Annotated in this window: 19 protein-coding genes and 1 riboswitch; of the genes, 1 reads left to right on the top strand and 18 read right to left on the bottom strand. The window is 48.5% G+C overall.

The features are described from left to right. Positions 1 to 117: 117 nt before the first annotated feature. The 18 genes from FC43_RS00720 to FC43_RS00635 form a co-directional block, all read right to left on the bottom strand. A complete protein-coding gene (locus FC43_RS00720) occupies positions 118 to 1806 on the bottom strand; it encodes a phosphoenolpyruvate carboxykinase (ATP) (RefSeq protein WP_056953334.1) in 1689 nt (562 codons plus the stop codon). A 246-nt stretch (positions 1807 to 2052) separates the two neighbouring features. After that, positions 2053 to 2328, bottom strand: a complete 276-nt coding sequence (locus tag FC43_RS00715; RefSeq protein WP_019205341.1) for an HU family DNA-binding protein — start codon at positions 2326 to 2328, stop codon at positions 2053 to 2055. A 247-nt stretch (positions 2329 to 2575) separates the two neighbouring features. After that, a complete protein-coding gene (gene der / locus FC43_RS00710) occupies positions 2576 to 3889 on the bottom strand; it encodes a ribosome biogenesis GTPase Der (protein ID WP_056953332.1) in 1314 nt (437 codons plus the stop codon). Between the two features lie 143 nt (positions 3890 to 4032). Continuing rightward, positions 4033 to 5259: a 30S ribosomal protein S1 gene (rpsA, locus tag FC43_RS00705; protein WP_019205339.1), complete on the bottom strand. Its 1227-nt coding sequence runs from the start codon at positions 5257 to 5259 to the stop codon at positions 4033 to 4035. A 78-nt stretch (positions 5260 to 5337) separates the two neighbouring features. Continuing rightward, on the bottom strand, positions 5338 to 6018 hold the full coding sequence (cmk, locus tag FC43_RS00700) for a (d)CMP kinase (protein ID WP_056953360.1): 681 nt from the start codon (positions 6016 to 6018) through the stop codon (positions 5338 to 5340). A 25-nt stretch (positions 6019 to 6043) separates the two neighbouring features. Next, entirely contained in the window at positions 6044 to 6628 is a 585-nt protein-coding gene (locus FC43_RS00695) for an SAG1386/EF1546 family surface-associated protein (protein WP_056953330.1), read from the bottom strand. A gap of 77 nt (positions 6629 to 6705) precedes the next feature. Then, complete coding sequence (locus FC43_RS00690) at positions 6706 to 8139, bottom strand: RecQ family ATP-dependent DNA helicase (RefSeq protein WP_056953329.1); 1434 nt, start codon at positions 8137 to 8139, stop codon at positions 6706 to 6708. Continuing rightward, positions 8117 to 9175, bottom strand: a complete 1059-nt coding sequence (locus tag FC43_RS00685) for a helix-turn-helix domain-containing protein (protein WP_056953328.1) — start codon at positions 9173 to 9175, stop codon at positions 8117 to 8119. The genes FC43_RS00690 and FC43_RS00685 overlap by 23 nt, the downstream gene beginning before the upstream one ends. Before the next feature lie 126 nt (positions 9176 to 9301). Continuing rightward, the gene (locus FC43_RS00680; protein WP_019205335.1) at positions 9302 to 9877 is read right to left on the bottom strand and encodes an ECF transporter S component; all 576 of its coding nucleotides are present in this window, start codon (positions 9875 to 9877) and stop codon (positions 9302 to 9304) included. 112 nt (positions 9878 to 9989) lie between these two features. Further along, positions 9990 to 10109: riboswitch (FMN riboswitch) on the bottom strand. A gap of 59 nt (positions 10110 to 10168) precedes the next feature. Further along, positions 10169 to 11551 carry a Na+/H+ antiporter NhaC gene (gene nhaC / locus FC43_RS00675; RefSeq protein ID WP_056953327.1) on the bottom strand — a complete coding sequence of 461 codons (1383 nt, stop codon included), beginning with the start codon at positions 11549 to 11551 and terminating at the stop codon, positions 10169 to 10171. A 302-nt stretch (positions 11552 to 11853) separates the two neighbouring features. Next, the gene (locus FC43_RS00670; RefSeq protein ID WP_019205333.1) at positions 11854 to 12585 is read right to left on the bottom strand and encodes a pseudouridine synthase; all 732 of its coding nucleotides are present in this window, start codon (positions 12583 to 12585) and stop codon (positions 11854 to 11856) included. Then, on the bottom strand, positions 12585 to 13169 hold the full coding sequence (gene scpB / locus FC43_RS00665; RefSeq protein ID WP_019205332.1) for an SMC-Scp complex subunit ScpB: 585 nt from the start codon (positions 13167 to 13169) through the stop codon (positions 12585 to 12587). Before scpB ends, FC43_RS00670 begins: the two co-directional genes overlap by 1 nt. Beyond that, entirely contained in the window at positions 13147 to 13917 is a 771-nt protein-coding gene (locus FC43_RS00660; protein ID WP_056953326.1) for a segregation and condensation protein A, read from the bottom strand. The genes scpB and FC43_RS00660 overlap by 23 nt, the downstream gene beginning before the upstream one ends. Before the next feature lie 2 nt (positions 13918 to 13919). Then, on the bottom strand, positions 13920 to 14303 hold the full coding sequence (locus FC43_RS00655) for a hypothetical protein (protein ID WP_019205330.1): 384 nt from the start codon (positions 14301 to 14303) through the stop codon (positions 13920 to 13922). Further along, a complete protein-coding gene (locus FC43_RS00650; protein WP_056953325.1) occupies positions 14304 to 15191 on the bottom strand; it encodes a tyrosine-type recombinase/integrase in 888 nt (295 codons plus the stop codon). Continuing rightward, positions 15184 to 16068 carry a CvfB family protein gene (locus FC43_RS00645; protein ID WP_019205328.1) on the bottom strand — a complete coding sequence of 295 codons (885 nt, stop codon included), beginning with the start codon at positions 16066 to 16068 and terminating at the stop codon, positions 15184 to 15186. The genes FC43_RS00650 and FC43_RS00645 overlap by 8 nt, the downstream gene beginning before the upstream one ends. A gap of 140 nt (positions 16069 to 16208) precedes the next feature. Beyond that, positions 16209 to 17630, bottom strand: coding sequence for a pyruvate kinase (gene pyk / locus FC43_RS00640; protein ID WP_056953324.1), 1422 nt, complete (start codon positions 17628 to 17630; stop codon positions 16209 to 16211). A 147-nt stretch (positions 17631 to 17777) separates the two neighbouring features. Next, the gene (locus FC43_RS00635) at positions 17778 to 21074 is read right to left on the bottom strand and encodes a DNA polymerase III subunit alpha (protein WP_056953322.1); all 3297 of its coding nucleotides are present in this window, start codon (positions 21072 to 21074) and stop codon (positions 17778 to 17780) included. Between the two features lie 144 nt (positions 21075 to 21218). Between FC43_RS00635 and FC43_RS00630 the strand changes: the two genes are divergently transcribed. After that, complete coding sequence (locus FC43_RS00630; RefSeq protein WP_019205325.1) at positions 21219 to 21413, top strand: DUF2929 family protein; 195 nt, start codon at positions 21219 to 21221, stop codon at positions 21411 to 21413. Positions 21414 to 21427 lie beyond the last annotated feature (14 nt).

Raw genomic sequence — 21427 nt, 5'->3', positions numbered from 1 at the left:
TATCCTATTATTTTACGCGGCTTTAAGTTAAGTTACCACTATTTCGGCACATAAAAACAGGGCCAATACTGAAGCGCGCTCGCTTTCCCAGGCCCTGTTCTCTTCATTTTCAATAAATTACTGTTCCATTAAATCTTTCAGCAACGCCCGCGCTGAAGCATGCAAAGCTTCTGGCGATTTATCATTTCCCAAGTGGGTGTAAATTTCACCAACCGGAACCCCTTGCTTAAACAAAGCGGCAAAGACCTTGTCAATTACGGGCCGCGTCTTAGCTTCTTCTTGCACCGGCCCAAATGGATTAGCAAAGAAAGTGGTCGTCATTCCGACTTCATCCGTCGTCCCTAGGGCTTTACGCTTCCCAGCGATAAAGACTTCCTTGGCAGCTGCTTCAGCTTCAAAGTAGTGCACCCCGACGCCATCATCGTAATTGTTAGCATACAACCACATATCGATATCATGTTGCGCAACCACTTCGGCAAATGGCGCCGCAGGGATAATTACCCGCGCATTTTTACGTTCTGGATTTAAGAAGACCCCCCGGTCCATGTTATTAAAGGCCACCGAGCTTGACAAATCATCCAAGCGCACAAAGGCCCCCGTTTCGGTCCCTTGCGCCACAACCTTACCATCGGCTGTAACCTTAAAAGAGCCCATATCGTCAAAAATGGTATCAACCGCAATAATTTGGTCATCAGCCACTTCTTGTAACGCTTCAATCGATTCGGACTTGCCGGCGCCGGAGTCACCGAAGAAGACCACCGTCTTTTGCTTGCCATTCTTGAAGCGAATCTTCACCATTGAACCATGGATTGGCAGCAAACCGTGGTTGATTTGGTGTAAATTATGCAACGTCAAGCACATTTTCTTCATGTAACCAAAGTAGGTGGTATCGTCCGTGTACGGAACTTCCCCAACCCAAATGCCATTTTCATCATCGTGGTGGTAGTGACTGACCATCCCTTCGGTTTCTGGGACCCCAAACAATAAGATGACGTCTGGTTTATGCCCGATCACATCTTCCTTGGGAGCCAATTCAAAGAGGTTCGCCAAAGCCAAGCCGTTGACTAAGTAATCTAATTGGAAATAGATAAAGGCCAAGGTCTCCCCAATTTTAGCAGGGTAGCAGTACCATTCGCCAGCCTTGCCATTGAAATGATCGATCGGGTTGTAATCAACGGCCGTAAAAAGGCCCTTCCGCTTATTAGAAATCGTATGCATCAACAACGGTGGTCGTAACATAACCTTGTCAATAAAGTCAAATTGATTTAAGGCTTGGTAGCGTTCTGGGGCTGCCCAGACGTGGTGGCGAACCAACAGACTGGCGTTCGTCCCGGCGCTGACTTCCCGGAAGGTCCGGTTGCCAAACCCTTGCAACTTTTCTTCCAACATCCGGTAGCACTGTAACACTAATTCATTAAACCGCCGGTCGATTTGCTTAAATTCTTGCCCAAGAATGTGATTATTGTCTGCTTTAATAACTGAAACCCGTAATAAGGAGCGGTAAAACGAATAAAAACGTTCCAAACTGGCTAAGATTTCTTCCTTACTAAATTGATCGTAAGCCGTTGGATCATCAATCATCACTTTCGCAAAAACTGCCAGGTATTCCTTGGCTGGGAGTGACTCTAAGCTGCCAGCCATTGCCAGTCGCTTATCTTCCTTCAAGAAAGCCGCAACTAATTCGCAGACGTCCGGAGAGCTTAGCAGAGAAATTACACTCGTTGGGTAGTCGTGGTTAAAATCAAGGCGGGCTACCTTGCGTTCCACATTTACATATAACGAGTTCGTCATTAAAGCGTTCGACATTTATCATCACATTCCTTTCACTGTGTTACTACTAGTATACCGAAAAAGCGCGAAATGTGAACATTGGAATCATCTTTTTTCGCAAACGTTCAATTGTACCTTTGCTAAAATTAGAAAATAATGAGTCAATTTTAATTTAGATTAAAAATGTAATCGAATTCATTTTTGACCATAAAAAAATCCTGCGCTCAACACATGAACGCAGGATCATAAGTAGCCAAGCTACTCCATGCTTTAAGTAAAAAATTACTTAACAGCATCCTTTAAAGCCTTACCCGGCTTGAAAGCTGGGACCTTGCTTGCAGGGATTTGGATTTCTTGACCAGTTTGTGGGTTGCGACCCTTACGGGCTGCCCGTTGGCGTACTTCAAAGTTACCGAAGCCGATCAATTGAACCTTGTCACCCTTAGCGAGGGAAGCTTGAATTGAACTGAACACTGCGTCTACAGCAGCCGTAGCGTCCTTCTTGGTTAAACCAGTTGCACTTGCAACGTCGTTAACTAATTCTGCCTTGTTTGCCATGTTGTTTCACCTCCAACATTCGCGCCGGCTGAGGCCGGGCGTATGAATGTTAGGACCCCAAACGATCCTAACGAAACAAGCGCCGAAACACTTCATTTCAAAACCTAGATTAGCATAGTAAAACGTTGATAGCAAGGCATTTTGAGCAGATCTTACTAAATTTTTTTGTCAAATGATTTTGAAAACTCGATTTGGGGTAATTTTCATAAATTTTAAAGGCTTTTCCCCTTGACAAATAATAAAACGCTTACTTCCGTTGGCGTTTGATAACATGAATTGGCGTCCCGGTAAAATCAAAGGCGGCCCGAATACGATTTTCCAAATACCGTTGGTATGAGAAGTGCATCAAGTCAGGATCATTGACAAAGATCACAAAGGTTGGTGGCGCAACTGCAACCTGCGTCGCGTAGTATACCCGTAAACGCTTGCCATTCACGGTCGGCGTCGGATTAGCCGCCAGGGCATCCATTAAGACGTCGTTTAAGACCGCAGATTGAATTCGCCGTTGGTGATTCTTCTCAACGGTTTGAATCATGGCTGGCAGCTTATTTAAGCGTTGGTGAGTCTTCGCTGACACAAATATAATTGGGGCATACGCTAAGTACTGGAACTCATGGCGAATCAAATTCGTGAAATCCGTCATTGTTCGCTGATCCCGGTCCGGAATCGTATCCCACTTATTTACCACGATAATTACTGCCCGGCCCGCTTCATGCGCATACCCAGCCACATGCTTATCTAATTCCCGAATCCCTTCCTCGGCATTCAAGACGACCAATACGACATCTGAATCATCAATCGCCTTCATTGAGCGCATCAAGGCATAGCGTTCCGTATTTTCATAAAGCTTACCTTGCTTCTTAATACCCGCGGTGTCAACCATAATAAACTTTTGTCCGTCAGCCCCAACAAAATGGGTATTGATAGCATCCCGGGTCGTCCCGGCAATATCAGACACAATCACCCGTTGTTCACCTAAAATGGCATTAACCATCGAAGATTTACCAACATTTGGCCGCCCAATCAAACTAAAACGAATCGTATCATCATCAACATCGGCCTGCTCTTCCGGGAAATGTTTAATTACTTCATCCAACAGGTCCCCTAATCCAACGCCATGGACACTGGAAACCGGGTACGGTTCACCTAAGCCTAAGGCATAAAAGTCGTAAATATCCGCACGCCGCTCGGGATTATCAACTTTATTAACTGCCAACACCACTGGTTTGTCTGACCGATAAAGCAGTTGGGCAACTTGCTCGTCCGCATCCGTCACCCCATTTTCAACGTTAACCACTAGGACAATTACGTCGGCCTCATCAATCGCCACTTCCGCTTGTTGGCGAATTTGAGTAACCAACGGTTGGTCTGACAAATCAATTCCCCCGGTATCAATCAGGCTAAAATTTTTCCCTAACCATTCCGCATGAGCATAAATTCGGTCTCGCGTTACCCCAGGGGTATCCTCAACGATCGAAATCCGATCCCCGACAATCCGGTTAAACAGGGTCGACTTCCCAACATTCGGTCGCCCAACGATTGCTACCATTGGATTTGCCATTCGCAAACACTCCTTTCAAATATAAACTCAGTTTTCACTCAGCCGCGCCCGTCAGTAAAACACCGGGCAGCTGAATAATTTTTCTAAACGAAAAGGACGGCGACCAATCCGTCACCGCCCCTTTATCAATGATTAAACTTGGCTTACTTGCCGGCGTTCTTTAATTCGTCACCGATCAAATCACCAAGGGTAAAGCCACTTTCTTCTTCCGGAGCGTCAGCAGCGTAGTTGTTACGCCGTGGACGACGGGAGCCGCGGTTCCCACGGTTGTTGTTTTCTTCCCCTTCAGGCTTTTCTTCTAAGGCCTTGATGGAAAGACCAAGCCGTTGTTGAGCAGGGTCAACGTTGATAACCTTGACCTTCACTTCTTGACCTGGCTTCAGCACGTCAGCTGGCGTAGCAATGTGCTTGTGAGAGATTTGGGAAATGTGAACCAAACCTTCAACACCAGGGAAGACTTCAACAAAGGCCCCAAAGCTGGTCAGGCGCTTAACCGTCCCATCCAATACCGTATCAACGGCAGCCTTTTCTTCAATGTCATCCCATGGGCCAGGCAACGTTTGCTTGATAGAAAGGGAAATCCGTTCCTTTTCCGGATCAACGCTTAAGACCTTAACCTTAACGTCTTGACCAGCCGTCAAAACATCACTTGGCTTGTCAACGTGATCGTAAGAAATTTCGGAAACGTGGACTAAACCATCCACACCGCCAAGGTCGATGAAGGCCCCGAAGTTGGTCATCCGTGCAACCTTACCTTCAACAACGTCACCAGCTGCCAATTCCGCAAAAATCTTCTTAGCGGCTGCTTCGTGTTGTTCCTTCACAATTTCCTTGTGGGAAAGGATCAAACGGTTTTCACTTGGTTCAATTTCAACGATCTTGAATTCTAATTCTTGACCAACGAATTGCTTCAAGTCTTCAACGTAGTGATCAGTAATCATTGAGGCTGGTACGAAACCACGAACCCCAGCATCAACAACCAGACCACCCTTAACCGCTTGGGTTACCTTAGCCGTGATCGTTTCTTCTGCTTCAAACTTCTTTTGGATTTCGTTCCAAACCTTCATGGCTTCTAAGCGACGGTGAGAAAGCAGGTAGCTACCGTTTTCCTTATCGCTGCCAATCTTGGAGATAACAACCAGATCCAGGACGTCCCCTACCTTAACGACATCGTTAATGTCATCAACTGGCTTCGTGGACAATTGGTTGGCAGGAACAATCCCTTCAACACCGGCATCTTCAATCCCGACGATTGCTTGGCGATCGTCATCGATTTGCAGTACCTTCCCCTTAACAACATCACCTACATTAACTTGCTTGATGCTGTCAAGTGCTTCTAACATCGCGTTATTGTTTTCGATTTCAGCCATCTAAAAATATCCTCCTTGCAACAATCAACTCTAGCGTCCATTTTACTAGATAAAAACGATTTTGACTAGCTAAAAAGCCTAATTTGCTTCACTTTTTTTGATAATCGCGCTGATCTCATCAACCACCTGGGCAATTGACAGGTGGGTTGAATCCAAGCGAATTGCATCTTGCGCTTGGGTTAGCGGGGACACGGACCGTTCAGAATCCAGCTTGTCCCGTCGTTCAATCGCCGCTTGCAATTCCGCCAAGGTCGTCGTTGCAATGCCCTTGCGCTGATTTTCTTCAAACCGCCGCCGAGCCCGCTCATGAGCTGAAGCCACCAAAAAGATCTTTACTTGCGCATTGGGCAAGACCGTGGTTCCGATGTCGCGGCCGTCCATCACAATCCCACCAGCTGCTGCAATCTGACGTTGTTGCGCAACCATCTCTTCACGAACCGCTGGAATGGCTGCCACGGCGGAAACGTTCGCATTGACCTCATTGGAACGAATCGCGGCCGTCACTTCTTTGCCATCAACAAAGACCCGTTGTTCCGGTTCCCCTGGTTCAAAACCAATCTTGATTCGCTGTGCCAAAGCAGCAACGGCGGCTTGATTATGAACATCAATTCCCTGGTTCAGGGCCGCCAATGTTACCGAACGATACATGGCTCCTGTATCACAATAAATATAGCCAAACCGCTTGGCAACTTGCTTAGCAACCGTACTCTTTCCCGCCGAAGCCGGTCCATCAATTGCAACTTGTAACCCCTTCAAAATCTTCACTCCTCTTTGAATCATCTCGCTACTTCACCCGCAGTTGTTGACCCGGATATAATTTAGTCGTCGGTGAAATTCCATTCAACTGAGCTAATTGTTCGACCGTCAAGCCATTATTGACCGCCACCCGATAAATTCCTTGTCCCGCTTGAACTTGTACGTAGCTGGCATCACTGCGGTTCACGGAACTGGCACTGCTCGAGCTACTGGATTCAGCCGCCGACTGCGTGGTATTAGCTGCCAAATGCGCTCGCGTACTAGAACTGTCCTTGGCGCGACTCAGCTTGGTCGCGGCAGATCGCTTTTGACTTGCTGTCGACAAAGACGAAGCCACTTTTTTTTTATGATCAGTTGAGCCTTTGGCCACCTGTTCTAGTTTAGGCGCTGGGTGATTAAAAGACTTTTCATGATTAATCCAATACAGCACCGGGGTTGCCGCCAAAATGATAATCAGTACCACCAAAATAGTCGTAAACCGCGAGGCCGCCGAACTTTGCTTCCGGTGTTCCAACCGCGACAAATGTCCGTCACGCCCCAAGTCTTGGTTGTCTTCAAAGGTTTTATCCCACAGATTTTCATCTACATTTCGTTCGTCTTCGCGACGCTTCATCGTTCTCCCTCCTCGCGGGCCTAATGAAATAATTTTAGCAGAAATCCCCCCCAGATACTAGCGCCTCTTTGCCCAGGTCAACAAGCGAAAAAGTGGGCCAGCTGCTGACGCCAATTGTAACTCCGCTCAACCGTGGCAAAAGTTTTAACCGCGCCCAGCCCCAGTTCTTGTGGTTGCCAATTACTTTGATGGCGATCACAACAAAGCGCTTGCTCAATTGGTTTTTCGCCAAAGGCATGCAATAAATACTGCCGGCGACAAGCAGTCGTCATCACATACCCCAGCATCTCATTGATCCGTTGCTGAGCCAAGCGTGACTGTTGCGCCATCAATTGCTGTAATTGCTGGGGCGTAACGCCATGATGCAAATAGAAATTAATCACATCCGCCTTCGGGCCTAAGACCGTTGGAGCGACCCGGCCCGCCATTACCTCTTCCAACACCGCTGGGGCGGGTAATTCCGTTTGGGTCAGCAATTCCGGCAAACTTTCATCACCTGGCGCGTACAAAAGCAAAGCCAAAGCTGGCTGACCATCGCGCCCTGCCCGGCCAATTTCTTGCGTATACGCGGCTAAACCAGCTGGCATATGATAGTGAATTACGTAGCGAATATCGTTTTTATCAATCCCCATTCCAAATGCACTTGTCGCACAAATGACGTCAACTTGATTCTGCATAAATTGTGTCTGTAAACGGTAACGCACGACTGGTTCCAAGCCAGCGTGATAAGCGGCCACCTGTAAAGAAGTCGTTTGTTCCAACCAGTTGGCCATCGCCGTTGCTTGCTTGCGACTCGAAAAATAAATCACCCCGGGGCCGCCCAAGCGAGGCAACAGCGCTTGCAAATAGTGCTGTTTGGCCAGCGGATCGGCAACCGGATGGACCGCTAGAAATAAATTGGCCCGGTTCACCGACTGCCGCACCGTAGCCACTTGTTCTGGGGCCATCGCCATTTTGGTTAAAATATCCTGGGCAATTTGGGGCGGTGCCGTTGCCGTTAATAGAAGGGTCACCCCCGGCTTTAGCGCTTGCCGCGCGTTTTTTAACGTCAAGTATTCCGGTCGAAAATTAGGGCCCCACTCCGAAATACAGTGGGCTTCATCCACCACCAACAGGGCTATTTTTAATTGCCGTAAAGCCCCAAGGACTGGGCCGCGTGCCAGGGTTTCAGGAGAAGTAAAAATAAAGCGGTAGTCACCTAACGTTTCCAGTAACGCCGCTTGATCATGCATTTCAACCGTCGAATTTAAGACGACCGCCCGATAATCGCCCTGGCGCGCAATTCGGTCGGCCTGATCTTGCATCAATGCAATCAGTGGCGAAATTACCAGGATGGTTCCCGTTAAATGATAAGCCGGCAGTTGGTACAACAAGCTTTTACCTGCCCCGGTTGGTAAAATAGCCAACGTATCTTGCCCGTTAAGAATCCGAGTCAAAGTTGCTTCTTGGCCGGGCCGAAAAGCAGTAAACCCAAAATGTTGCCGTAAGCTAGCGGTGAGATCCAAATTCATCTTCTCCTTCCTTTCCAACTGTCTGGGCCGCCTTAATCTGCAACAAACGGAAGTAGAAAAATTCCAGCCCAGGATCATTCGTTTGGGCCTGGAACTGCCACGTTAACGCCGATCCTTGGTATTGCTCGGCAAACCTCGCCACAATCTGCGGGGGCAACACCTTCATCACCGGTACCTGTTCGGGCACAAGAATCGTTGCCTGTAAAAGGTGTTCCCGGACGGTCCCGATTTTTAAATGCCGAAACCGACTGATTTCAGCCAAAGAATACCCCCGCTGCCAAGCTTCCACGGTTGTTTGAACGCTTTTCGGCAACGGACTGGGGGCCAATAAAGGTTGAACCAGTGCCGCCAACGTCCCCGTTTGCTGCCACAAAGAATGGGCTAAAAACAACCACATATCACGTTCCATCCAAAACAAGTCTTGGCGAGCTACTGCTAACCGGCGGGCCGCTTCTGCTTCCGTCCATCCCGCCGTCTCGTGCCCAATCAATTGAAAAACAAATAAATCAGCCAACCGCGGATCAGCTTTTTCCAAAGCCGTAAGGTAGCTCGTTAATTCCTTTAACAACTCCTGGCCAATTAACGAAGACTGCTGCAAAAACCATTGCCGCACCGCGACCTTATCCTTAAAACTGACCGGTAAGGGGGCAAAGCGGCGGTTATGATGTCGGTACTCCGAGACCAACTGCAAGGCTAATAGGACTCGATTGGCTAACTGTTGCCAGTTCGCTAACCACGTCCATTGTCCAAACTGTGGCTGATAATGTTCGGTTTGCCACGCTTGCTTGACTGATAATCCCTGCGGGGTAAGCCAAGCCATTTGTTGGTCGATGAGCAGATTCCCCTTCGCTGCTTGGGATTGAAGCCACGTGTCATAGGTCGCCCGCTTTAAATGCCGGTCCGCTCCCAAATACGGCAGCAAACCATAACACTGGCCCCAAAACAAGTTAGTTACTGTCCGTTTGGCTTGGAGGATGCCTTCTACGACCCGGATCCGCCGCGGCGTTTTGTCAAACAACGTTAGTAAATAACTCATTTTTCTCCCCCGTTTACTAGCACTGAAGATATTATAAAAAAAGCGCGAACCGACAGACTACCCTCGGAGCGCGCTAACTTTTAAATACGCTATGATAATTATAAAGCAACTTAGCGAGAAAACCCACTAATCAGCCAAATGTAACAAATGTTTCATTCGACTTGCTAAAAAGGCAAAGACCGCACTGACCGCGATTCCCTTAATTAAATTAAACGGCAACACCCCAACGGCCATTAATTCTGGAATCGGTAAATTAGGCTGCCAAGCAAACAATTTCATATACATGGGGGTTAAAACGTACAGGTTAAACAACGTCATCACAACCGTTAACAGAAGCGTGCCGACCACGGCACTCCACCACATGGCTGCTTTAAACGACCGGTGACTTCCCCGCCGGAAAAACCAAGCCACTGGAATCAATAAGGCGACCGAAGAGCAGAAACTGGCAAATAAGCCGAGAAATTCAACTGGTGAAAAGCCCCGCATTGCCCCATGAAGCAATAATTTAATTACCGTAATAACAATTCCCGTTATCGGCCCATACATAATGGTTCCCAGCAAGACTGGCAAATCGGAGAAATCCAACTTTAAGTACGAGACAACCGGAATTACCGGAAATTCAAACAACATCAAAACAAAGGCTAATGCACCAAAGCAAGCTGTCACTGTGTAGCGTTGCAAGCGTGAATGTGAAACTGTCATCAGACCAAACCTCCTGTGAGGTCGCCTTCTTGTGTAGGTATCCAAGCCGTCCAAATAAAAAGACTGGCGACAAGCCAATTTGCCCCCAGTCCGTCATCGTTTATTTGATGATGGCAATCTTCTATCTACCAGACTATACTGTCGGCACCTGGAATTGCGCCAGGTTCCACCGTAAATACGGGTTGCGGGCTATACCGCCGGTCGGGAATTGCACCCTGCCTTGAAGACAAACCTAATTTATATTTTTACGGTTTAACTATAGCACTACCGCTTACTTTTTGCAAGCCGAAATCAAACCGTTTCCACCGTCGCCTGCTTTTTCAGCCCCCAGCCAGTCACCCCACTTAAGACCGAAAACAATGGTGACAATAAACTAAAAAAGGCAAATGGCAAAAAGGTTGTCACTGGCACCCCCAAGGTCCCCGCCGCAAATGAACCGGCAACCCCCCAAGGAATCAGGTAGTTAATCACACTCCCACCGTCTTCAAGCACCCGACTCAAGGCTAACGGCGCTAACTTTAACCGCGTAAAGCTAGCCTTAAACGCATTACCGGGCAAAATCACGGAAAGGTACTGTTCACCAACAAACAGATTAATCCCAATTCCGGCTAAAATCGTGCTCAAAACCAGGCGGCCCGGGGTCTTTAACCGGACGGCAATGGGCGCCATTGCGTGATCAATGATCTTGCAATTCATTAAAATCCCCCCCAAGGCCAGGGTAGTAATGATCAGCGCCACCGTTCCCATCATGCTATCAATTCCGCCCCGGCTCAGAAGCGTATTCAAGGTCGCATCACCGGTTTTCGCAACATATCCTCGCTGAATCAGCGTCGTCAATTGGGCCAGGGTAAATTGCCGTTCTGTCATAAAAATTAAACCAATCGTTACCGCAATGTTTAAAAATAACGTCGGAATTGCTGGCAACTTTCGCCACGAACAAACCAGCATTAACAGGATTGGCAACATCGTCCACCCCGAAATGGAAAACGTCGTCTGCAGTGTTACTAAAGTCCCGGCCACCTGCGTCGCCGGCATGGCATGGTGCGACCAGCCTAAAAATGTGTAGGCAAGTAACGAAAGTGCAAAAGCCGGTAAGGTCGTCCACAACATGTTCTTGATGTGGGCAAATAAATCACTCCCCGCAATTGCTGCGGCTAAATTTGTTGAATCCGATAAGGGCGACATCTTATCCCCAAAGACGGCCCCTGAAATAATTGCGCCAGCCGTCAAAGCGGGCGAAAAGCCCATTGCACTGCCCATTCCAAGCAGGGCAATCCCAATTGTTGAAATGGTGGTAAACCCACTCCCGATGGCAGAACCAACTAAAGAGCAAACAATAAAAACGGAAGGAAGAAAAAAAGAGGCATTAATTAGCCGAAAGCCAACCAACATTAAAGCTGGAATAACCCCGGCTTGAATCCAAACCGCAATCAAAGTCCCAATCAACATAAAAATAAAGATCGGAATGATGGCCGTTGAAATTCCTGCCTTGATCCCAGCCATTAGTTCCTCCCAACTGAAGCCCCGCCATCGCAGCCACCCCATTAAGCAGCCAATGACCGCTAATACCGGTACGGTCGGTGTCATTTGAAAACCAATAACACTGGTCCCCAAAATAATTAACATCAAAATCAAAATTACGCTCGCTTCAAAAAAACGAATCTGCTTGGTCATAAAATCTCCTCCCCAGTTGATTTAAACTAAAAAATCCCAGCAAGCCATTACGCTTGCTGGGACGAAATTTCCGCGGTACCACCTAGCTAGGGATTGCCGAAAATCCCCTCTTTTACTGGTGGATAACGGGACCAGTCGGGCCCGGTCGAGGTCTTTGTCGGGTAATTCGTGATCATCATCCTGCCTAGCTTGCACCAACCGCCAGTTCGCTGTCCCTTGAGATGTGACCCTACTGTACGACAACTCGTTTCTTTAATCTGTCGTTAACTATAGCATTCTTAACCTTAAAACGCAATTTAACTTTAATTTTCCCCTGATAGTTGGCGTAAGTACTTAACTTCCACGGGCTTCAATTCACGCCATTGTCCCGCCGACGGTAACCCCGCCAACGTCAGGCCAGCATATTCTTCCCGGTGCAATTTAACCACCGGGTGGCCTACCGCTTGGAGCATCTTTTTAACTTGGTGATTATGCCCTTCATGAATCGTTAACTTCACTAAGGAATGCTTCTTATCTGCGGCCACTTCCACCACCTTCGCCTTGGCTTGGGCCGTCATCCGACCGTCAATTTTAACCCCCGTCCGTAATTGACGCAACGCATCATTGGTAACCAATCCTTTGACCTTAGCAATATAAACCTTGTCAACCTCAAACTTGGGGTGCATCAACTGATTGGTCAGCTCACCATCATTCGTTAACAACAACAACCCGGTTGTATCATAATCTAAGCGCCCAATGGGGTAGATTCGTTCAGTTACCCCTTCTTCAGTAAATAAGTCCACAACCGTCCGGCGACCTTTTTCATCATGGACGGATGAAATAACCCCCCGGGGCTTGTTTAACATAAAGTAAACTGGTGCTTCTTTACGCAAAGGAACACCATCAACTTTAACTTGGTCACTGTTTTTGACCTTTGTTCCCAGTTCTGTCACCACTTGCTCGTTCACCGTGACGCGTCCAGCCAAAATTAGTTTTTCCGCGGCGCGGCGCGAAGCCACCCCCGCATGCGCAATCACTTTTTGCAACCGTTCCATTAGTTTTCCCCCTCCAGTTTTTGTCGTCGCAAGGCTAAGGCTTGCGCAAATTGTTCGCTGTCGATAATTTCAGCCGCCGGCTCACTTAATGGCGGTAACTCACTCAACTCGGCCAACCCGAAGTAATCCAAAAAAGCCGTGGTGGTGCCATAGCGGAAGGGCCGACCCGGTACGTTCAACCGCCCCCGGGTTTCTACCAGCCCCTGCATGACTAATTTTTGAATTGATCCCGAACTTTGAACGCCCCGTAAATCATCAATTTCAAGCCGCGTAATGGGCTGGCGGTACGCAATAATTGCCAGCACCTCTAATAAGGCTGGCGTTAACGGGACCGTTAGCGGAGTTTCAAAGTAATCTTTTACCACTGGTGCTAATTCACCTTTGGTTGCTAAACGATAGGTATCCGCACTGACCAGTAATTTAAGCGCACAATGGTTGTCCTGGGCATATTTTTCTGCCAATTGCCCCAAAATCCCGTGAACTGCCGGTTTCAACAAGCCGGTTAAGTTCGCTAAATCCCCGAGGGTAATTCCCTCATCACCGGCGATAAAAAGCAACGCCTCAATTTTCGCTTGGTTGTCCATCAAATTTATTTCCTTTCGTTACAATCAAAGGGCCAAATGCCGTTGACTGGGTAACTTGAACCACCTGATGGCGACATAGTTCCAACAAGGCCAGAAAGGTGGTGACTAAATTATCACGAGTCAATTGGTCAGCAAATAAATCAACAAACCGCACCGGATGGGTTAGTTGCGCTTTGATATAGTCAATTCGTTCGGCAACCGTTACTTTTTCCGGCGCCGTTTCAGCGACCGGCAATTCCGGAATCTGACGTCGCTTTAGCAACGCTTCAAACGCCCCCCGCAATTCTTCGATTGTGACCCCTGGCTGAACTTGGTGAGCAATTATTTCAGTTGGCGCTGCCATCGCTTCCCGGGTATACTCCCGTTGCCGGGCGGCTGCTTTAGCTTCTAAGTGCTTGGCTGCGGCTTGGTAGCGCTGATATTCCAACAATTGGTCAACCAATTCTTCCCGCGGATCTTCGAATTCTGCTTCATCATCAACCATGACTGGTGGCGCTGGTAGCAGCATTTGACTCTTAATCCGCATTAGCGTCGATGCCATGACAAAGTATTCACCAGCAATTTCTAATTGATATTTTTGATTTGCCTCTAATATCGCCACGTATTGCTTAGTAATTTTTTCGATCGGAATATCATAGATCTCCACTTCATCTTTACGAATCAAGTGGAGCAACAAGTCAAGGGGGCCATCGAAATCAGCCAGGTGCACAAATGGTTTTTGCGGTTCTGTTATCACCTCAGTTGCCACGTTTATTCCTCCTCTGTTGGTTGAACCCGAAAGACCGTACTGCGCGCCCAATTGGTAACGAGGGGCTGTGTCGCTAAGGTCCCCATTAAGCGCTTAGGCTCATAATGCTTGGCAATGGCCGACAAAAAATCATAAACGTTTTTCCCTGAGCGTTCACTTGGCGTAAACGAAAGACGGCGCAATAAAATATAATCGGTTCCCTCTTCTAACACCGCCACGCCGATAAATTGTTCAGAATACGGTGCCCGCCATAAATAGATTGGTTGATGCGCTGAATTAGACCAATCAATTTCTTCTTGCAAACGATCATAATTATCTAGATCGGGACTAAAAGAAAGTAAGCCCAACACAATTTTTTGATAATCTTTCCGGTACTTTACTAACATTTAACCTTCCTCTTGGTAACGTGGAAACGTTGCTTGATATACCGCTTTAACCCGACTAAAGGGGACCAGTGGCGCTTGCGGCAACTGTTTACCTAACAACTGCATCACCACCAGGTAATCCGCCTGGTGCGCCAACAAGTGGGCCGTAAAGCTCTCCCGCATCACTTGCGGCGTCACTTCGATCGTCAAGGCCGCGGCCTGCCCAGTCGTTTTTAAAAGTTGCCAAACTGCTTGCCGACTCAGCCGCCCCCCGCGGGCATTCAAAAATACGCCGGCTGAACGGCCATCCTGCTGAAGCAAAGGACGGGCCACCTGAAGATAGCGTTGCAACCAATGTTGCGCGACCGGACTTAACGGGAGCAAGCGCGCTTGCCCCAAATGATCGCGAACGGTCAAAAAGCCTAATTCGAAGTTTAAATCGGTCACATCCAACGTTAACAATTCACTTACCTTTACCCCCGTCGCATACAAAAGCTCCAACAGTGCCCGATCACGAAGCGCTAATGGCGTGGTATCCTTAACGGCGGTCAAAAGCTGGACCATTGCTGGTTCGGACAAGTGCGGCGTTGGCGTGGCAACCAACGGCGGTAACTTTAAATCCCGGGTTGGATCCTGTTCGACCAAGTGCTCATTCAGTAAAAACCGGTAGAATTGGCGCAAACTGGACAGATAGCGACGACGACTGGCTAAACTGGTCGTTGTCGACAATTGGTTCAACCATTCCAACCAGACATATTGATCAGCGGCCCCCCAATTCTCAAGCTGGTGCTCAAGCAGCACTTGTTGCATCCGCCGCAGATCGCGGGCGTAATTCTCGACGGTACTGGCTGAACGCCGTTGCGCCAATTGCGCCAAAAAATCCGTCACGGGAGCTTTTAAATCAGTCATCGCTTGGCTCCTTGAGCAAAATTAACTTCCCATTGATTTGATTAACCAGTCGCGCCTTTAGTAAATGCCCTACGGCCCGCTTAAATTGTCCTTTACTAATCCCTAATAACGCCTTAATTTCCGCCGGCGAACTCTTATCCGTCAGGGGAAGTTGATGGTCTTGACTGTGCTTTAACAGGGCCAGAATTTGGGCCGCATCATCATTAATCGCCTGGTAAGCCCGGGGTTTGAGCGATAAGTTAACTCCCCCATGACTGGAAAGACCAATTACCCGGCCCTTCACAACTTGGCCTAAGCGCGGCTCTTGGTCTCGTTCACTAGGGTGAATAAAGGCTAAATGATAATCCGCCGTTAGCGCTAAGCTCCCCGCTAATTTTAAGCGGTAAATTGTCGCCGTAACATCTTGATTAATCAATTGGCGACTTGGTTTAGCTGCAATTGTCCGGAAGATTTCCTCATCCGCGAGCTGCCCCCATAACCGATCATGATCATCGACCCGCAAGGCCAATAATAAACGGTCGCCCGGTTGTGGCCATAAGTGCTTTAAGTTTGGCAAATCATCGAGTGAGACTACAATGTCTTTGTTTGGCAGACCAATATCAACAAAGACTCCCAAATCACGTCGCACGCCAACCACCGTGCCAAAGTCATAGTGGTCAACTTGCACCGTTGGAATATGGGCACACGTCATTTGTAATTGATGGTCGGCGTTTTCATAAACAAACCCCTTGACCGATCCCCCGATGTGCAGAACCTGGGGGGCCTCACTTTTTGCCAAGCGGTAAGTCTGCCCGTTTCTCGCAGGCTGCACAAAGTAATAGTCCTGATTCTCATCGACCATTACCGCCGAAACCACGCTTCCTAATGCTTCATTCATTCAAATTCCCTCCAGTTTTGCCAGCTCCAGTATTAACTTACCATATTTTACACAAGCCCCGCGCAAATTTAAAGCGGTCCCGGTGATTGAAAAAACGGGCAGGACATTTCCTACCCGTTTCTCAACTCTATTTTGACGGCTTACTTAACTTGTAAAACCCGCATTAAGTTCGTCGTCCCGGTGTTTCCGCCTGGCGTCCCGGCAACTACAATAATCAAGTCACCAGCTTGCGCAAAGCCTAATTCCTTAGCCTTTTCGCCAGCTACCCGGAACATTTCATCAGTACTTTCTGGCCGATCCACCACAAATGGTTGGATCCCCCAGTTGATCATCAAGCTCCGTTGAACCCGTTCATCGTAAGTCAACGCTAATACATCAGCTGATGGACGGTACTTGGAGATCATCCGTGCCGTGTAGCCAGACTTCGTTGAAGCAACGATCGTCTTAATGTTCAAGTCCCGCGCCGCGTTAGCAACCGCTGACCCAATCGTTTCCGTAACGTCAGACTTGTCAAAGTCAAAGACTTCCCGGCCGAACTTGTCCAGGTTGTTTTCAGCCTTTTCATCAATGTGGGCCATCATGGCAACGGATTCAACTGGGTAGTCACCGTTGGCACTTTCCCCGGACAACATCGTTGCATCCGTTCCGTCAAAGACAGCGTTGGCAACATCAGAAACTTCGGCCCGGGTTGGACGAGGGTTTTCTTGCATGGAATCCAGCATTTGCGTCGCCGTAATTACCGGCTTACCTAATTCATTGCACCGCCGGATCATGTTCTTTTGCACCAGTGGCACATTTTCAGCTGGAATTTCAACCCCCATGTCCCCACGTGGTACCATCAACCCATCAGAAACTTCGATAATTTCTTCAAAGTTGTCGATCCCTTCTTGGGATTCAATCTTTGGGAAGATCAAGACATCTTCCTTGTTCTTTTCCTTGAGCAATTCACGAATGTCCAAGACGTCTTGGGCCTTCCGGACAAAGGAAGCAGCGATGAAGTTGATCCCGTTATCCAGACCAAAACGAATGTCACTGGAGTCCTTTTCCGTAATCCCTGGCAAGTTAATCGAAACGCCCGGGGCATTAACCCCCTTGCGTGAACCAAGAATTCCGTGGTTCAAAACGTGACAAACTAATTCCTTGTTGGCATCGTCTTTTTCGTCAACCAACATATCGATCAGTCCATCATCAAATAAGACGTGGCCGCCAACCTTCACATCATCGTACAGCCCTGGGTAAGTTACGGCAATCTTGTCGTGAACCCCTTCTAAGCTAGCATCCATTGAGATTCGTACTTGGTCACCAATGTTGTATTCGATCTTCCCTTCCTTTTGAACGGTCGTCCGAATTTCGGCCCCCTTGGTATCGAGCATGATCCCAACTTTCTTCCCGGTAATTTCTTCGGCCTTGTGAACATTTTCCAACCGGCCCAAGTGTTCTGGGTGGTCACCGTGGGAGAAGTTGAAACGGAAGACGTTGGCCCCCGCATTAATCAACTTAACAATCGTGTCGACATCCGTACTTGCCGGCCCTAAAGTGCTGACAATCTTGGTTTTCTTCATAAGTGATCTCTCTCCTTTGCGTTACAGCATTTTCTGGGGTTGCCCCCTCAATCACACATTGTTTATCATAGCACGTTTTATTGGGGGTGTCTTTAATTTTTCTCGGCAAATTATCGTGTAAGCGCCACCATTTTGCGGTCTATGCCATTATTTTTTTAGTGGTGGCACAAGCTGCAAAACAACGTTGGCACTACCCAAGGCCGCATTAAAAGCGGCCCGCGTCGCCTCATCCGCCGCCGCGCCGACCGTTAATTGGCGCGCTTGGTTCGTCTGTTCTTCATAAATTACCACCGGGCAATTACCAGGGTGGGCCCGCAAGATGGCTTTAATTTGCTGGCGCCCGCGTTCGGCAACCTCCGGTAACAAGCGCAGGACCCAACGACGATCAGCCAGCTGGGGCGCAGTTCCTGTCTGCAATTGATTTGCCGGCTGTAATTGATTGACAATCACTTCTAATTCATCATTGCGTAATTCAACCTGCCCAGCTACCACGACCACTTGGTTAGGGCGACTCAACAACTTTTCATACTGAGCAAATTGGCGAGCAAAAACGGTCAGATTAATGCTGCCACTCTCATCACTAGCGGTCACAAAGGCCATTTGCTGATGGGTCTTTTTGGTATTAACCACTCGAATGCGGGTTAGCAAAACTACTAAGGTTACCTTTTGATTCGGTCCTAAGTCAGCAACCAATTCGCCCCCTAGCCGTTGCCGTAACGCTTGGTATTGACTCGCCGGATGCCCCGACAAGTACACCCCTAAGTACTCACTTTCCTTAGCGAGCCGTTCGCCCAACGGCAACTCAGGGCGCCGCTCAATCAAAGGTTGCAAACTGGGATCTTGAAAGGTAAATTCGCTGCCAGCTAATAGTCCGGGAAGCCCCACCAATAGCTCTGCCCGGTTATACCCCAAACCATCAAACGCGCCCACGGCAAATAACGGTTCTAACAGGGCCGCTTTATGCCACCGCGGCGCCAGTCGGGCTAAGAAGTCATAGATATCCTGAAACGGTCCCGTTTGGCGTGCCGCTAAAATGGCCTGAATAAAATCAGCGCGGAGCCCTTTAACGGCGCTAAAGCCGACGATGATTTCCCCCCTTGCCAGACTAAAGTCGGCTTGCGAGACATTAATCCGCGGACCAACGATACGGACCCCATGCTGTTGGGCGTTGGCAAAGTGTTGGTGTTGCTTAGCAATATTCGGTTCAATGGACAGTAAGGCAACGAAAAATTCGTTTGGAAAATGAACCTTTAGATACGCCATCTCAAAGGCCATTTTCGAATACGCCACCGCATGCGACCGGTTAAATCCGTAATTAGCAAATTGGTCAATGTAATCAAAGACCTGCTGGGCTAATTGGGGGGCGTACCCTTTTTCCTTGGCACCAGTTAAAAACCGGGACCGCATTGCATCCATTGTCGCTTGCTTTTTCTTACTCATGGCCCGGCGCAACAAGTCGGCTTGCCCAAGCGAAAAGCCAGCCATGACGGCCGCCACTTGCATGACTTGTTCCTGGTATACCAAAATCCCATACGTGGGTCCCAAAATCGCCGCCAAACTGGCATCTGGCAACTGGTAGTTCTCATGTCCCTGCTTGCGGGCAATGAAGTGCGTAATATTATCTAACGGACCCGGCCGATATAAGGCATTCACTGCCACCAGCTCTTCAAATTGGTCCGGGGCCAACTTGGTCAAGACTTGCCGAATCCCGCGCGACTCAAATTGAAAAATCCCGTCGGTATCACCAGCCGCAAACAAGTGCAGCGTTGCCGGATCATTTAAATCGACCTTTTTTAAATTAAACTGGGGCTGGTGATGATGAATCAAACACAAGGCCTTATCCATGATTGATAAGTTCCGCAAGCCTAAAAAATCCATTTTTAATAGTCCCACGGCTTCTACGGTTTCTTTCGCGTATTGAGTAACCAACAATTCGCCATCTTGGCCGCCTTGCAAGGGGACCAATTCCGCTAAGGGGGCTTGCGACAAGACGACCCCGGCTGCGTGAATTGAATCATGCCGCGGCAAGCCTTCCAATTGTTTGGCAACCTTGATTAAAAGTGCAATTTGGGGTTGATCATTCATCAAATTCACCAACGCTTGGGATTTACGCAACGCCTCATCAATCGTTAATTTGGTCCGCACTTGAATGTTAGCTAAAATGGTATTCAACTCACTCACCAAGTAGGCAGGCAACATAAAGACCCGGGCCACGTCCTTAATGGCTTGCTTTGCCGCTAAGGTCCCAAAGGTAATAATTTGGGCAATTCGTTGGTGCCCATAGCGTTGATGCAAATAATCCAGCACTTCTTGACGCCGGTTGTCCGGTAAATCCAAGTCAATATCAGGCATTTGGGCCCGTTCGGGATTTAAAAAGCGTTCAAACAGCAAGTGGTAGCGTAAGGGATCGACGTCCGTAATCGCCAGTGCATACGCGACCAGCGAACCCGCGGCCGACCCGCGCCCCGGGCCAGTTGTAATCTGGTGTTCATGAGCAAAGTGCATAACATCCCAAACAATCAGAAAGTAATCGTCAAACCCTAAGTTATGAATCTGGGTTAATTCATGGTCTAACCGAGCTTGATACGTTGCTGCCGTGAGCCCGCGTGCTTGCAACCCCGCTTCACACAGTTGGCGCAGATAGTCAGCCTGGCTTTGCCCAGCGGGAACTTTAAACGTTGGCAAGACCGGACTTTGAAAGGTGATTTCAACCTGGCAGGCGGCTGCCAACTGCTCCGTATTGGCGGCCGCTTGCGCCAACCCGACCGTTTGATATGCCCTGGCCCAGGCTTGGGCCGGCTTTAAAAAATGCTCCCCCGTTTGGTTAACCAACCGCAATGGCTCTTTAATACGGTGACCACTCTTAATAGCCCGCAAAACCTGGGTGGCAAAATAATCCGTTGGCGCCAAATATTCAACCGGGTCAAACGCGATTAACGCGACCTGATGCTTGGTCGCCCAATTGACTAACGCCGTACGTTGGACCTGATCCAAAGTCAGCGTAATCCCTGCAAAACGCATTTGCGCCGGCTGCTCAATCAGCTGTTCCAACGCCGCTGCTAACTCCGGTTGTTGCAAAGCTTGCAAGATGGTGGCTGGTGCAATTACCACAGCCAGCTGATCCACTTCGGTTAAAAATTCGGTTACGGTCAACGCTTGGTTCGTTGCCAAACGGGTTGACAACTTGATCAGTTGTTGATAGCCCTGATTCCCCCTGGCATACGCCGTTAGTTCTAAACCGGCCAGTTGAAATTGAACGCCCAAAAGAGGTGTGACCCCCGCCGCTTTTGCCGCATGATAGAATTCAATCGCCCCATACATCACGTTGCGATCCGTCAAAGCTACTGCCGAGTAACCTTGTTGTTGAGCCGCTTTAACCAATTCAGCCGGTTGGATCGTACTCTCTAGCAAACTGTACGCACTAGTTACATTAATGGGAACCATGCCACATGCCCCTTCCTAAAAATCTTTCCATTAGCCAGTATATCATTAATTCCAAATGTTGCCCGTTGCTTCGTTTGGATTGGCCTTTCCGTTGCCGAAAAATTTGTGCTACAATGAACGTATCCACTAAGGGAGTGAAAAAGTATGAAGACGATTTTTAAAAATTTGATGGTGCTTTTTTGGGGCGCCATCTTAGGGATGGTATTAGGCTACATTGGCAGTCAATTGGAAGGTTTAACGGCTGATTTCCAACTTTGTGCCGTGTTAGGCGCCGTGGTGGCCTTAGTGGCGGCCAATGTTTGGACGTTTATGACGGTGCATGCCAATCCAGAACGTTAACCAACTTGGTTGAT

This window comes from Limosilactobacillus ingluviei DSM 15946 (assembly GCF_001435775.1).
Classification (GTDB): domain Bacteria; phylum Bacillota; class Bacilli; order Lactobacillales; family Lactobacillaceae; genus Limosilactobacillus; species Limosilactobacillus ingluviei.
The sequence above is the reverse complement of the archived record's forward strand: the minus strand, read 5'-3'. Positions and strand labels throughout refer to the sequence as shown.

Excerpts from the sequence above, each read along its gene's own strand:
- FC43_RS00720 (WP_056953334.1), bottom strand. The coding sequence starts at position 1,806 with ATGTCGAACGCTTTAATGACGAACTCGTTATATGTAAATGTGGAACGC.
- FC43_RS00715 (WP_019205341.1), bottom strand. The coding sequence starts at position 2,328 with ATGGCAAACAAGGCAGAATTAGTTAACGACGTTGCAAGTGCAACTGGT.
- der (WP_056953332.1), bottom strand. The coding sequence starts at position 3,889 with ATGGCAAATCCAATGGTAGCAATCGTTGGGCGACCGAATGTTGGGAAG.
- rpsA (WP_019205339.1), bottom strand. The coding sequence starts at position 5,259 with ATGGCTGAAATCGAAAACAATAACGCGATGTTAGAAGCACTTGACAGC.
- FC43_RS00695 (WP_056953330.1), bottom strand. The coding sequence starts at position 6,628 with ATGAAGCGTCGCGAAGACGAACGAAATGTAGATGAAAATCTGTGGGAT.
- FC43_RS00690 (WP_056953329.1), bottom strand. The coding sequence starts at position 8,139 with ATGAATTTGGATCTCACCGCTAGCTTACGGCAACATTTTGGGTTTACT.
- FC43_RS00685 (WP_056953328.1), bottom strand. The coding sequence starts at position 9,175 with ATGAGTTATTTACTAACGTTGTTTGACAAAACGCCGCGGCGGATCCGG.
- FC43_RS00680 (WP_019205335.1), bottom strand. The coding sequence starts at position 9,877 with ATGACAGTTTCACATTCACGCTTGCAACGCTACACAGTGACAGCTTGC.
- nhaC (WP_056953327.1), bottom strand. The coding sequence starts at position 11,551 with ATGACCAAGCAGATTCGTTTTTTTGAAGCGAGCGTAATTTTGATTTTG.
- FC43_RS00670 (WP_019205333.1), bottom strand. The coding sequence starts at position 12,585 with ATGGAACGGTTGCAAAAAGTGATTGCGCATGCGGGGGTGGCTTCGCGC.
- scpB (WP_019205332.1), bottom strand. The coding sequence starts at position 13,169 with ATGGACAACCAAGCGAAAATTGAGGCGTTGCTTTTTATCGCCGGTGAT.
- FC43_RS00655 (WP_019205330.1), bottom strand. The coding sequence starts at position 14,303 with ATGTTAGTAAAGTACCGGAAAGATTATCAAAAAATTGTGTTGGGCTTA.
- FC43_RS00650 (WP_056953325.1), bottom strand. The coding sequence starts at position 15,191 with ATGACTGATTTAAAAGCTCCCGTGACGGATTTTTTGGCGCAATTGGCG.
- FC43_RS00645 (WP_019205328.1), bottom strand. The coding sequence starts at position 16,068 with ATGAATGAAGCATTAGGAAGCGTGGTTTCGGCGGTAATGGTCGATGAG.
- pyk (WP_056953324.1), bottom strand. The coding sequence starts at position 17,630 with ATGAAGAAAACCAAGATTGTCAGCACTTTAGGGCCGGCAAGTACGGAT.
- FC43_RS00635 (WP_056953322.1), bottom strand. The coding sequence starts at position 21,074 with ATGGTTCCCATTAATGTAACTAGTGCGTACAGTTTGCTAGAGAGTACG.
- FC43_RS00630 (WP_019205325.1), top strand. The coding sequence starts at position 21,219 with ATGAAGACGATTTTTAAAAATTTGATGGTGCTTTTTTGGGGCGCCATC.